This is a genomic window from Sodalis sp. RH15, from assembly GCF_047324255.1.
GTDB lineage: Bacteria > Pseudomonadota > Gammaproteobacteria > Enterobacterales > Enterobacteriaceae > Acerihabitans > Acerihabitans ligni.
In genome coordinates, this window is record NZ_CP178738.1 from 3745709 (window position 1) to 3758381 (window position 12673).

11 protein-coding genes are annotated in these 12673 nt (G+C 51.4%); 3 read left to right on the forward strand and 8 right to left on the reverse strand.

Translation table 11 applies throughout. The annotated features are described in order from the left end of the window. Positions 1-7: 7 nt before the first annotated feature. The 7 genes from cheA to otsB all read right to left on the reverse strand — a co-directional run bounded on the left by cheA (position 8) and on the right by otsB (position 8930). Positions 8-2164: a chemotaxis protein CheA gene (gene cheA, locus ACL2XO_RS17120; RefSeq protein WP_203521149.1), complete on the reverse strand. Its 2157-nt coding sequence runs from the start codon at positions 2162-2164 to the stop codon at positions 8-10. Next, on the reverse strand, positions 2161-3624 hold the full coding sequence (motB, locus tag ACL2XO_RS17125) for a flagellar motor protein MotB (RefSeq protein WP_413741110.1): 1464 nt from the start codon (positions 3622-3624) through the stop codon (positions 2161-2163). Before motB ends, cheA begins: the two co-directional genes overlap by 4 nt. Then, a complete protein-coding gene (gene motA / locus ACL2XO_RS17130; protein WP_132921205.1) occupies positions 3621-4508 on the reverse strand; it encodes a flagellar motor stator protein MotA in 888 nt (295 codons plus the stop codon). The genes motB and motA overlap by 4 nt, the downstream gene beginning before the upstream one ends. A gap of 129 nt (positions 4509-4637) precedes the next feature. Further along, the gene (gene flhC / locus ACL2XO_RS17135; protein ID WP_413741111.1) at positions 4638-5219 is read right to left on the reverse strand and encodes a flagellar transcriptional regulator FlhC; all 582 of its coding nucleotides are present in this window, start codon (positions 5217-5219) and stop codon (positions 4638-4640) included. A gap of 2 nt (positions 5220-5221) precedes the next feature. Further along, positions 5222-5572 carry a flagellar transcriptional regulator FlhD gene (flhD, locus tag ACL2XO_RS17140; protein WP_132921203.1) on the reverse strand — a complete coding sequence of 117 codons (351 nt, stop codon included), beginning with the start codon at positions 5570-5572 and terminating at the stop codon, positions 5222-5224. A gap of 1151 nt (positions 5573-6723) precedes the next feature. Then, on the reverse strand, positions 6724-8145 hold the full coding sequence (otsA, locus tag ACL2XO_RS17145; RefSeq protein ID WP_132921202.1) for an alpha,alpha-trehalose-phosphate synthase: 1422 nt from the start codon (positions 8143-8145) through the stop codon (positions 6724-6726). Further along, positions 8142-8930: a trehalose-phosphatase gene (gene otsB / locus ACL2XO_RS17150; RefSeq protein ID WP_413741112.1), complete on the reverse strand. Its 789-nt coding sequence runs from the start codon at positions 8928-8930 to the stop codon at positions 8142-8144. Before otsB ends, otsA begins: the two co-directional genes overlap by 4 nt. A gap of 1020 nt (positions 8931-9950) precedes the next feature. On the opposite strand from otsB, the gene rcsA reads away from it, so the two are divergent. Continuing rightward, entirely contained in the window at positions 9951-10583 is a 633-nt protein-coding gene (rcsA, locus tag ACL2XO_RS17155; protein ID WP_132921200.1) for a transcriptional regulator RcsA, read from the forward strand. Between the two features lie 121 nt (positions 10584-10704). Here rcsA and dsrB read toward each other — a convergent pair whose 3' ends face one another. Next, entirely contained in the window at positions 10705-10902 is a 198-nt protein-coding gene (dsrB, locus tag ACL2XO_RS17160) for a protein DsrB (protein ID WP_132921199.1), read from the reverse strand. 203 nt (positions 10903-11105) lie between these two features. Here dsrB and ACL2XO_RS17165 point away from each other — a divergent pair, with 203 nt between their 5' ends. Beyond that, positions 11106-11339, forward strand: a complete 234-nt coding sequence (locus ACL2XO_RS17165) for a DUF2525 domain-containing protein (protein WP_132921198.1) — start codon at positions 11106-11108, stop codon at positions 11337-11339. A gap of 506 nt (positions 11340-11845) precedes the next feature. After that, a complete protein-coding gene (locus ACL2XO_RS17170; protein ID WP_413741113.1) occupies positions 11846-12673 on the forward strand; it encodes a mannosyl-3-phosphoglycerate phosphatase-related protein in 828 nt (275 codons plus the stop codon).

Consider the following 12673-nt stretch of genomic DNA (forward strand, 5'->3'; position numbering starts at 1 on the left):
TAAAAAATTAAGCAGCACCGGCCATCCGTTTATTACGGTTCAGGGCCTGTAATGCGGATACATCAATGATCAACGCCACGCTGCCGTCCCCCAGAATAGTGGCGGCAGAAATACCCGGTACCTTGCGGTAATTGCTTTCCAGGTTTTTCACCACCACCTGGTGCTGGCCGATTAACTGATCCACCAGCAGTGCGTAGCGACGGCCCGCACTTTGCAAAATCACCACAATACCCTCGGTGGGGTCGGTTTTGGCGTCGGAAACATCAAACAAACGGTGCAGTTCAACCAAGGGCAGGTATTCCCCCCTGACCTGCAATACCTGCTCGCCGCCGGCCAGGGGATGCAAATCCTCCGCCTGCGGCTGCAGGGACTCCATCACCGTATTCAGCGGCAGGATAAAGACATCCTGATTGACCCGGACCGACATCCCGTCGAGGATGGCCAGGGTGAGCGGCAGCAGAATACGGATAGTGGTGCCCTTGCCCGCCTGGGACAAGATATCCACATGGCCGCCCATCGCTTGGATATTACGCTTCACCACGTCCATGCCGACGCCGCGCCCGGAAACGTCAGTGACCTGTTCAGCGGTGGAGAACCCCGGCGCGAAGATCAGCATGCCCACCTCCTCGTCGGTCATGCTGTCGCTCACCGCCATGCCCTGAGACAGCGCCTTGGCCAGAATTTTTTCCCGGTTCAGTCCGGCGCCGTCATCAATGACTTCGATGCAGATATTTCCCCCTTGATGCTCGGCGCGCAGCAACAGATTGCCGACGGGATTTTTACCCAGCCCGCTGCGGATATCGGGGGATTCAATACCGTGATCCAGGCTATTGCGCACCAGGTGGGTCAGGGGATCGATGATCCGCTCAATCAGGCTCTTATCCAGCTCCGTGGAGCTGCCCTCAAGAGTTAGCTGTACCTGCTTATCCAGCTTGGCGGCCAGGTCGCGCACCAGCCGGGGGAACCGGCTGAAGACATATTCCATCGGCATCATACGGATGGACATTACCGATTCCTGCAAATCGCGGGCGTTGCGCTCCAGTTGGCCCATGCTGTTGAGCAAATCACTGTGGCGGGCCGGATCCAGATTGCCGGATCGCTGGGCGATCATCGACTGGGTTATAACCAGTTCCCCCACCAGATTGATGAGCTGATCCACCTTCTCCACCGCTACCCGAATACTGGTATCAGCCGGCTTTATGCGCGGCGCGGCAACGGCGGTGTCCGCCTGCCGGCCCGATTGCTGGGCCGCGGCATGGATTGGCGTCACGTTATCCCGGCTGCCGTCGCCTTCGCCGGCGGCAATGTTCGTTGGCGGATCCAGCGGCATAATAGTATCGGCCACCGTGTCGCCGGCAGCATCATTCATCACGGCGCCGCCGTGCTCGGGCAAGGATTCCGCCGTGTCGTTTTCAAGCCCGCCCGCGACGCTTACGGGTAAGTCCCCATCGTCCTCGGACGCAGTATTGCCGCCCTTCTCCGGCGTATCATCCGCGATAACGGCTTCATCGAAATGGATTTGTTCCGCATCCAGTACAAAGCAGAGCACCGCGCAGATATCGTCTTCGCTTACGGTGGTCTGCAGCGTGGCGCTCAGGCTGTCACCGGTTTGACCGTGCTCGAGCACGGTGCCCAGATTGCCCAGTTCATCGAGCATCAGGGGGATCTCGGTTTCCTTCAAGGCGCTCAAGCGAATATGCAGCACCGCGTCCGACGATATCAGCGCGCCAGGTTCCGCACCGCTTTTCGACCCGTCGTCAGCCGCCACGCCTTTGGCCTCCAAAGCCAGCTGGCGCAGCGCGGCGCAAATGTATTCAAAGCTCGCCGCATCCGGTTCCTGAGCCGTCTTGTAGGCATCTAGTTGATCCTGCATGATATCTTTGGTTTCCAAAAAGAGGTTAACGATTGCCGTGCTGAGGGCCATTTCACCCCGACGCGCCTCATCCAGCAGGTTTTCCAGTAAATGGGTCGTCTCCTGCAATACCGTAAAGCCGAACGTCCCCGCCCCGCCCTTGATGGAATGCGCCGCGCGGAATATCGCATTCAGCTGCTCGCTATCCGGATTTTCCGGATCCAGTATCAGCAGGTGCTGCTCCATATCCGCCAGCAGCTCGGCGGCCTCATCAAAAAATGTTTGGTAAAATGCGCTAATATCCATGCTCATGACATTACCCCTGCTGAATCACGTCCCTTAGGCCACAAGGCCGTCGGCGACGCTGTTATATCCTCGTTAGGCAGATGAACCCTGACTCCGTAGAGGGTACCTGACAATCTGTTGACCCGGGCACCTGAAGCGGAGGGCACCGGAGCGCTTTGGCGTTTGGCCGGCGCCGCCGGAAAAGCATTCGGTGCCGGGGGAATGTCTGTGGTTATCCTGGCGCGGGCCGCGGCCGGCGGATTCGCTGCCGGAACCGTCGGCTGGACCTGCGGCGCCGGCGGATTCGCTGCCGGTGCCGGCGGCTGGGCCTGCGGCGCCGGCGGATTCGCTGCCGGTGCCGGCGGCTGGGCCTGCGGCGCCGGCGGATTCGCTGCCGGTGCCGGCGGCTGGGCCTGCGGCGCCGGCGAATTCGCTGCCGGGACCAACGGCTGGGCCTGCGGCGCCGGCAAATTCGCTGCCGGTGCCGATGGCTGGGTCTGCGGCGCCGGTGCATTGGCTGCCGGCGCCGGCGGCGGGACCTGCGGTGCCGGTACATTGGCTTGCGTTGCCGGCGACGCGCCTCTGCGGGCATCGGCCGCTTCCTTGAGGGCCGGCTGCGCCGAGAGCTCTTTAGATCCGTTTACCTCTACCGCCGGGTTTTGCACATTTTCATGTTCGATCATCTCTTCCGTTTGCTTATTCAACACCACCAGGCTGATACGGCGATTTATCGCGGCATAAGGCTGTTTCGGCGCAATGCTCATGGTGGAAGACATCCCCACCACCCGCAGAATTTTCCCCTCGGCCAACCCGCCGGAAATCAGTTCACGCCTTGAAGCGTTAGCGCGGTCGGCAGACAATTCCCAGTTGCTGTAACCCCGCTCGCCGTTAGCGTAAGGGGCGGCATCGGTATGGCCGGAAATGCTGATTTTATTAGGAATATCATTAAGAATGGGGGCAATGCCGCGCAATACATCGCGCATATAGGGCTCTACCAATGCGCTGCCGGTTTCAAACATCGGCCGGTTCTGACTGTCCAGAATCTGTATCTGCAATCCCTCTTGCACCATGTTAATCAGCAATTGAGGCCGCAACACCCGCAGGCGCGGATCGGATTCGATAAGTTGATCAAGCCGTTCACGCAGGTGATTGAGCCGCTTCTTTTCCAATTTTTCCATCAGATTATCGAGACTCTTGTGCACATCCCCCTGCTGGCGGGTCGGATCGTCGCCACCGCCCGGAATCGGGCTGCTGTCCGTACTGCTTCGCGGGCCGCCGGTCAAGGCCACATTAAGCGGCGTACGAAAATACTCGGCTATGGTGGTCAATTCCTGCGGACTGGCGATGGACAACAGCCACATCACCAGGAAAAACGCCATCATGGCGGTCATAAAATCGGCGTAGGCAATCTTCCAGGCCCCGCCATGCTGCGCTTGGCCAGGGGACGACCGGCGTTTGCGTATCACCACTACCGGCTGGTTCTTCATGCATCTTCTTCCGCCGGAGCCTTCACCGGCTCTCTGGCATGCCTGACGTGTTCCTCAAGTTCGGTAAACGAAGGACGTTCCGCGGAATAAAGCGTTTTGCGTCCGAACTCCACCGCAATCTGCGGCGCATAGCCATGTATACTGGAGAGCAAGGTAATCTTGATGCATTGCATCATTTTGGTGGTTTCAGCGCGTTTTTGCCGTAATAACGACGCCAGGGGCGAAATAAAACCATAAGACAGCAAAATGCCCAAAAACGTCCCCACCATCGCCTGGGCGATTAACGCGCCCAGTTCAATGGCCGAACGATCGGCCGAGGCCAGCGCATGCACCACGCCCAGCACGGCGGCAACGATACCGAACGCCGGTAGCGAATCCCCCATCTGTCCGAGGCTCCCGGCCGGAATCTCGCACTCATGCTCATAGGTCTCGATTTCCTCATCCATCAGCGATTCGATTTCAAAGGCGTTCATATTGCCGCCAATCATCAGCCGCAAATAATCAGTAAGGAAATCAACCAGTAAATTATCCATCAGAATACGCGGATAGCGCTTGAATATTTCACTGTTCTGCGGACTGTCGATATCGAATTCCAACGCCAACATTCCTTGCTGACGCGATTTCGCCATCAATCGGAACAGCAGCGCCATGAGATCCATGTAAAGAGATTTATTGTATTTTGAGCCGCGGAAAAGGAGCGGAAGGGCATGAAACGTTGATTTGATCGCTTTCCCATTGTTACCGACGATAAACGAGCCGATTCCCGAGCCTGCGATAATCAAAAATTCGGAAGGTTGATACAGCGCGCCCAAATGACCGCCAACCAAGGCATAACCGCCAAACACCGCGGCAATGACGACTAAGTATCCCAATATCACTAACACGCCTGATCCCCCGGTAAAAAGATGTCGGCTAACACGTAGTCAAATCGGCCGGAACCGAAAGACGTTAACCATGGCGACCTCCTTCCGAGGCGACGCCATGAGTGTTGTCATCCAGGGAAAACGACCCGTTCAGACCGCGCGTATTGCCGGTTCATCCAGCAGCTTGGGGTTAATATCGGCCGTGCTCGGCAAAAGTTTACGTCTTTTTACTGCTCGTGAAGGGGGCTGGCATAAACTGCAGACAAACCCGTATTCTGGTTGGTGGGCATAGGTGATGAAATGGCCATGGCAATGACTGCATGGCGTCAACTGCAGCATTCCGCTATCGACAAATCTTACCAGCGTCCAGGCACGGGTCAGCGCCAGCAGCGGCACTTCACCGTCCGCTTGCGGACATTGTTCCAAATACAGGCGGTAGGCGCCAATGACAGCTTCGACGCCGAGTGACTGACCATTCTGCATCAGAACCTGATAGATATTATAAAACATGGAAGAATGGATATTCTGCTCCCATGTCATGAACCAATCCGTTGAAAACGGTAACATTCCCTTGGGCGGCGGGCTCCCGCGCAGTTCTTTATACAATTTGATTAACCGACCGCGACTCAGCTGCGTCTCGCTTTCCAGCATTTGCAATCTTGCCCCCAGCGTTATCAACTCCATTGCAAGCTGGATATCTTTCGCCTCTTGCACAATACTTTTTCCGACCATCGCTAAGCCCTTTTTTTCGGCATTTGACTTTCTTTCGAGGCCAGCCGTTCTTGTAATTGGCTCGATAATAAAATACCGGTATGTATTTGCTGCAATTCGTCCACTCGCGAATCTTGCGTGAGCTGTGTTATGGTTTGATGATCGTTAAAGCGGAACAGGCATAATAACTGATTCGTTTCAGCCAATTTGACCATTTGCGGCAAAGTCAATTGCAGTAATACATCCGCCATTCTTTCATCTATACCCAAACGGAACATAGCTGATGCTTTTTCTTGATTGATTAGTCGTTGCGCTAATAAAAGATACGATAAATTAATATCGTAAACATGCTTGCGTATTTCACTCGTATTCATTTTCCCATCCCTCTAGACTATGTTTAAAAACATAACTTGGGTGATAAAAATATCGCCCGGTATCCGGGGATCTTTCCCCTGGGTGGCTAATGAAAATCAGCGGTACCAGACGATGATTTAATTATCCGGCAAGCCCAACGGCCAATTTTTTAAAGCCAAACCGTTAATAGTCTTCCGAATAAGTTTGCCCACAATCGTCCTGGTTCATTAGGGTTTCTTCCCTGAAACATATTTACAATTTAGTGAGATTATTCCTAATAGCGCCGCAACTCTAACGCTGAATCCGTCGTTCATACAATCTACCCCCAGGCAAATTTTAGATAAAGTGTGATCTACATCACAGAAAATGAGTTCACTTGATCAGAATTGCTACTGGTCAGACATGATGGGTGATTAAAAAATAAGCACACGACCGGTTTAAATGATAATAATTATCATTTACAATGATTTCCTCAGCGCTTTATGCCAAATTGACGCAAAATGACAGAATATCATTCCTTTATTCAAATTCTCGGCCTAAAATATGTTGTTAAAAATGAATTCCCAGCAGATATGCTGTTTATGGCTGATTTCTACTTTGAATGCATCAATAACATTCATGAAACATATGCTTACGGGCGACAGGAATTGCCCACTGAGAGTTGTACATTTTTTAACCGAATTACCAAAAAACGTTAAGACTGTTCATATTCAATCATTATGGTGAAATCAATGGTAAATCAGTGTGTGGAGATAGCGGAGGCGTAATGAATACCACGGCAGAAATTAGCTGTGTCACTCTATCATCGGCGTTGATAACCAAAACTTGAGTCAAAAATTGATCAATATTTTAGCAGCGGACAGACAGAAAATTTAATTTAGCTTAATTCTTATACCAAAGACGGAATAAAAGAAGGCCTATCGATTGAAATGCGTCAATAGGAGCAAATCCTTGTCATTACTCAACAACCGGATATGGATTTATTGGCTAAAGCTTCCCGGAAGCCGGTATGAACGGTATTACAGCGCCTGGAAATGAACACGTAGGCTATGCAGAGAGGGGAATCATTTTACCTTGCCACAGGCGCCCGGCGGATACGGCGCATACCGCCGTCCTGTAGCCACAGGACGGACGGCACACGGCGAGAAAGCCTCTTTATATAGAAGACACTTTATGCAGGTTTAGGCAGCGACCCTTCTTTCAGCGGCTGCTGTCCGGGCTCAAGCTGGTGCGGTACGGCTTTCAAATCATTCAGGAAGGATTTACGCCAATGGACGATATCATTCTTGGTAATGACGTCCATCATCGCCTTATAGCGTTCGATTCTTTCCGCCTGCGGCATACGGAGCGCTTTATCAAGGGCGGAGGCGACACCGTCGCGATCGTAAGGGTTGACCAGCAAGGCCGACGTCAATTCGTTGGCCGCGCCGGCGAAGCGGGATAAAATCAATACCCCGGGATCGGCGGGGTTCTGGGAGGCCACATACTCTTTCGCCACCAGATTCATGCCGTCGCGTAAAGGCGTCACCAGTCCGACATCGCAATGCCGAAAAATTTTCATCAGCAGGCTGCGCTCATAATGCTGATTCAGGTAAAACAGGGGGGTCCACTCCAGGGTGGAGAAATGACCGTTAATGCGCCCTGCTTCCATCTCCAGCTCGTGGCGGATATCCTGATAGGCTTGAACGTCGCCCCGGGAAGTCGGCGCAATTTGGAAGTAGCGTATGTTGCCTCGATGCTGAGGATAATTTTCCAGCAGGGTTTCGTAAGCCTGGAATCGCTCCGGCAGGCCCTTCGAGTAGTCAAGCCTGTCGACGCTGATAATCAGCTGCCCGTTGAGCTTATCCCGCAAATGGGCCAGTTTGGGCGGCAGCCGCCCTTCCGCCAGTTCGCGAATACTGTCCGGCTCGACGCCGATGGGATAAACGCGGACAGTAACAAATTTCCCGTATGCGGAAAATTGATCTTCCCCAAGTTCTTCCACGTCGGTCACTAACGATAAATTTTCAATAAATGCCAAACGATCGGTTTCGGCCTGGAAACCAATCAGGTCATATTCGCATAACATTTCGAGTAATTCTTTACGCGGCGGCAGCGCATTGAATATTTCCGAGGTTGGAAAAGGGATGTGCAGGAAAAAGCCGATACGATTGGTCATGCCTAATTTGCGGCACGCGGCGGCAAAGGGTAATAAATGATAATCATGGATCCATAAGATATCATCTTTTTTAACCAAAGGTTTTAAACGTCTTGCCAATTTTTCATTAACATGGCAATAACCATCGTAATCCTCCCGCTGATATTGCACCAGATCGAGACGGTAATGGAAAGCAGGCCAAATCACCGTATTGGAGAAATTCAAATAATACTGATCGTATTCACTCTGCTTGAGACTAAAAGCGGCAAACGAGATATTATCCTGTTGATGATGTTCCAGCGGGAGTTCCTCCTCGCTGATATTCCCATTCCAGCCGAACCACAAACCGCCGGCGTCCTTTAATGAATCCATAATGCCAACAGCAAGTCCGCCCGCACTTTCTTTTTTGCCTTCCATGGCGGCAATGCGATTTGAAACGACCACTAAGCGACTCATAAATCCTCCCCAACCGAGATGATGGTTTTAATAGATTGACTCTCTTGTTGTTTTGCCAATGACAACAGCCATTGATGGACTTGGCCAACATCATCCAAATGATATCGCGCGGTGGTTTCTCCTGGCCCTACCTTGATGGAAACGCCGTCAAGGGCGTTAACCTGCGAAAAACCGGCTTCGTCAGTGAGATCGTCGCCGATAAAAAGCGGTGTTCGGCCGGCAAAAGGCGCTTCGTGCATAAAAGCGTGAATGGCGGCGCCTTTATCTACACCACGGGGTTTAAGTTCGACCACGCATTTTCCCGGCTGCAAGGCCAGTTCCGGGTAGCGTTGGGTAAAGGTTTCAGCCAGAGCCAGTATCTCATCGGCATAAGCCTCAGCCTGCCGATAGTGCAACGCATATGCCATGCCTTTTCCTTCCACATGGCACCCGGGATAGGCGGCAATGGCCACGTTAAGTTCCGTACCGAGCGTTGCCATTAACGCCGGCGATAATTCGGTCCGATGGATATGCCCCCGTGCATCCCGCCGTTCAGCGCCGTGCACTCCCGCGGCGGGACACTTCAGCGGCGCGCACAGCGCATCCAGCTCTTCCAAGGCGCGGCCGGAGACCAGCGCTACGGCCCCGCCCGTTAAAGAGAGAAGTTCCATTAATGCCTGCTTGATATCGTTGGGAATGGACACCCACTCAGGCCGTTTTTCGATACCGGCGAGCGTGCCGTCCAAATCAAAAAATAGCGCAAATGATTTCAGGGGGATCGGGGGTAATGGTTCACTGTCAGTCATACCTTTTATCCTCGTTTAAAACCGCAAGCGAACAGCGTGCCAAACGCCTCGCGAACAAGCGGACAGCGCTGGTGCACCTCGCTGGATAAGCGCGCAGCGCTGTAGGCGCTTCGCAGATTAATTATTGGCGCGCTATCGTTTTACGCAAACAGCCCGACGGAGATAGGTGAAAAGGTAAGCGGGTAACAAAGGAGTACACATGATAAGGGAGTGAATTCTGATAATCGTCATTCTCCTTGAAACAGCGCCGTCATGACGCGAAGCCAGCTTTGAAACCGCTTTCTATCCCGCCTATCCCTCGGACGGCTAAAGACATTAGTTAGTATAGACAATAATGTAGGGTATGTCATAAATCCCCGCCCTTCACCTTTTAAGCCGTCCGGATACTTCAATAATTCCGATAAGTCCACACAGTTTGTGCCACTTAGCACAGATGATTTGTATGCTATCCACGCTTTAAAAGGAAAAAAATGTTTAAAATTTTGTCATTTTATTTACATATCTGCGTAATAATTAGCCTATGTGGATGTTTATTGAGCAATGGTAAATGATTATCAATACCGTTTGATATGCATTCTTCATTAATAAATTGATAAATTTAAAAAAAAACATCCTGTCAAAAGCGTTACAAGCGATTTCCGTTGGACAGATATGTAAAGAAAAGCCCATCCAAAAAAGGTGAATTTTTCTTATGTTTAGTTAGATAATTTTATAATATGATTGCGTATAAAATCTGCTTGCCTTTACATGAAAGCGCGCACGGCTTGATAATTTTCTCGACCCCCCTGCCGTCATGTAGAGGTAGCAAAAGGGTAAGTTTCTAAAAGCGCCCACTTCAGACTTAAGTCAAATTTATAGATCTTCTTTTGGGAGACTGATCCCAAAAAAATGTCGTTGAACTCGCTTATAGATTGTTGATAAAACATTGGCTAACTGTGACGCTTTATGAAATTTTCAGGCCAGAGAGAAGCATTTTATCGTTGATTAAAACAGATAAACGAATTTAAATGAGGGTGCGCTATGCCAACGATCATCATGGATTCATGCAGCTATACCCGCCTCGGTCTAACGGGTTTTCTAACCGATACCGGCGTAAAAAAGCGAAATATCAACACGGTAAACGACTTCAGCCAGTTGCAAAGCAAATGTGCTCGTATCAAGCCCGATGTGGTTTTTGTTAACGAAGAGTGTTTTATTAACGAGCCTGACGCCACGGAAAAGATCAAAAGGGTCATCACCCAGCATCCCGACACGCTGTTTTTCATCTTTATGGCCATGACCAATATTCATTTTGAAGATTTTCTTTTTGTGCGCAAGAACTTGATTATCACCTCCAAGTCCATCAAACCCGAGACGCTGAACTCGCTGATCCTGGGCTGCAGCAAGAACAAAGCGGCGGACAATTCCCATAAATCCCCGCTGGATCTCAACCCGGTCCGTTTAAGTCAAACCGAGTCAAATATGTTGCGGATGTGGATGTCCGGCCACGATACCATCCAGATTTCCGACAGTATGCAAATCAAAGCCAAAACGGTCTCTTCCCATAAAGGCAATATCAAACGGAAAATCAAGACGCATAACAAACAGGTCATCTATCACGTGGTCAGGTTAACCGATACCGTCACCAGCGGCATCTATGTCAATGTGCGATAGAGTGCGCCATGACTACCGCTGGCCGAAGGGAACTGAAAAAACCGGTATCCTGTTTAACATGATACCGGCCCGTTGTCTTTCCACCTCTTTGCCCTGGTGATCAGGGCGCAGGGGAATCCGTTCAGGCATCGCCTGCCAGCTGCTCCACAAAAATGCCATCTGGATGGCTGGTTTCATTGAAAAACCAGATCCCGGTGGGATAATCATCCAACGCCACAAGATACATGGTCCCCTCGCTGAACTCTTCAATGGCCAGGATGGTTCCTTTTCTGCGCGGTCCGCCGTCGGTTTTGACCGACACCCGATCATGTAATTTCATGACTTACCTCATAATATGCCAAGCTAATAGTTTAGTACAAAAGGCCCCGAGCGGTCAGCCGGTGATGGCTTTATACCTGTAAATTCCCGCTTTTTGGCAAAACGGAGATCTCACGCGCAGCGGTCATGCGCCCGCGAGCCTAGGCGCTATACTTAATAAAGGGAACAATAGGCAAAAATGACAGCTAAGATGAGGAAAATACCATGCCTTTCGCGAAAGAGTATAACCAACATTTGCAGCGGGAAATCAGCATTGATGTGGATTCATTGCTTAAAGCGGTAAGAGAGGCCGCCGGCCATGATGTGCATGAACATCAAAGCAACGATCACGCCCATATGGTGACGGCTGAAGGTAAACGTTATAACAACTATGGCGCGTTGGCCGAAGCCTACCATCTGGACATCCGCAACTATACCGTCACGGAAGTTAACCGTTAGCGGTCACCTATGCCCGCTTGCGCCAGGCAACCACGCCCTGGGCAAAAAAATCCCCGGCAAAAAGCTCCGGGGAAACTGCCCGCCGTGCGGGATGATTTTAAAGTTCGTTACACAGGGAAATCAGATTGCTTTTTAATAATAATCAGCCAAGAGGGATTGGCAAGTTTGATTACGCCAGCTACTGAATCGTTTAAGGCTACCACCGGAGCGGCAAACGGGAATCAACCTGGCGGAAAGAAAATAAAATACATGTATATCAATGTATAACATTCCCACCATTCTGATTTTTTCCGGTTATCGTCCTGGATAAACATAACGCTCAGGCAATTTATAATTAGGATTTTTCCCAATATTAATTAGCTAAAATACAGTATTTTCCAAGCGTCAGGCAAGAAACGTGACCGGCCCGGCATAATCTCCCATAGTATAGCGAAGCATCGTATATACTCATGAGTAATAGAGGTGACAGAAAGATTGTCACTATTGACGGACAAGGCGGACTCAAAATGCCCAGCTTAAAAGATCCCTTATTAGTCGTGACCGATTTGGATGGTTCGTTGCTTGACCATCATACCTATAGCTGGCAAGCCGCCGCGGGCTGGCTGGAAAAACTCAAGGCCCACCACATCCCGGTGGTTATCTGCTCAAGCAAGACCTCGGCGGAAATAAAAACGCTGCAAACAGGCATGGGCCTGGAAGGCGCGCCTTTTATCGCTGAAAACGGCGCTCTGCTGCATGCCGGCGCCTTAGGACAAGGGCAACAGCCCGACGAACCGGTAACCACCCTATTGGGGCAGGATTATGCCGCCATCAGGGAGGCGCTGGAAACGCTGCGCCGATCCCATGGATTTAAATTTTTTGGCTTCGGCGACGTTAATGAACAATTGATTGGAGAATGGACCGGTCTGGCTCCCCACGATGCGCTCCTGGCTCAACAGCGCCAGGCCTCGGAAGCGTTGATCTGGCGCGATAGTGACGAAAGGATGACCGAATTCGTCCAGGAGCTTGAAGCCCGGTCCCTGGCGCTGATTCAAGGCGGACGCTTTTACCACGTGTTGTCAAAAGGCAGCAACAAAGGCGCCGCGGTACGCTGGCTATTGAGTCTGTTTCGCCGGAATGACGGACGCCCATGGCAATCATTGGGTTTGGGAGACGGCCCTAATGACGTCTTGATGCTGCAGGCGGTGGACTATGCGGTTATTATCCGCGGTTACAGCAAAACCCCGCTGGATCTCGGCCCATCACAAAAAAATGTCTACAGAACCGCTGCCTATGGTCCCGAAGGCTGGAGCGAAGGATTGGAACATTTTATCACTTCAGACGGATTGGAGTGA

Coding starts and splice junctions, on each gene's coding strand:
- cheA (WP_203521149.1), bottom strand. CDS start 2,164: ATGAGCATGGATATTAGCGCATTTTACCAAACATTTTTTGATGAGGCC.
- motB (WP_413741110.1), bottom strand. CDS start 3,624: ATGAAGAACCAGCCGGTAGTGGTGATACGCAAACGCCGGTCGTCCCCT.
- flhC (WP_413741111.1), bottom strand. CDS start 5,219: ATGGTCGGAAAAAGTATTGTGCAAGAGGCGAAAGATATCCAGCTTGCA.
- flhD (WP_132921203.1), bottom strand. CDS start 5,572: ATGAATACGAGTGAAATACGCAAGCATGTTTACGATATTAATTTATCG.
- otsA (WP_132921202.1), bottom strand. CDS start 8,145: ATGAGTCGCTTAGTGGTCGTTTCAAATCGCATTGCCGCCATGGAAGGC.
- otsB (WP_413741112.1), bottom strand. CDS start 8,930: ATGACTGACAGTGAACCATTACCCCCGATCCCCCTGAAATCATTTGCG.
- rcsA (WP_132921200.1), top strand. CDS start 9,951: ATGCCAACGATCATCATGGATTCATGCAGCTATACCCGCCTCGGTCTA.
- dsrB (WP_132921199.1), bottom strand. CDS start 10,902: ATGAAATTACATGATCGGGTGTCGGTCAAAACCGACGGCGGACCGCGC.
- ACL2XO_RS17165 (WP_132921198.1), top strand. CDS start 11,106: ATGCCTTTCGCGAAAGAGTATAACCAACATTTGCAGCGGGAAATCAGC.
- ACL2XO_RS17170 (WP_413741113.1), top strand. CDS start 11,846: ATGCCCAGCTTAAAAGATCCCTTATTAGTCGTGACCGATTTGGATGGT.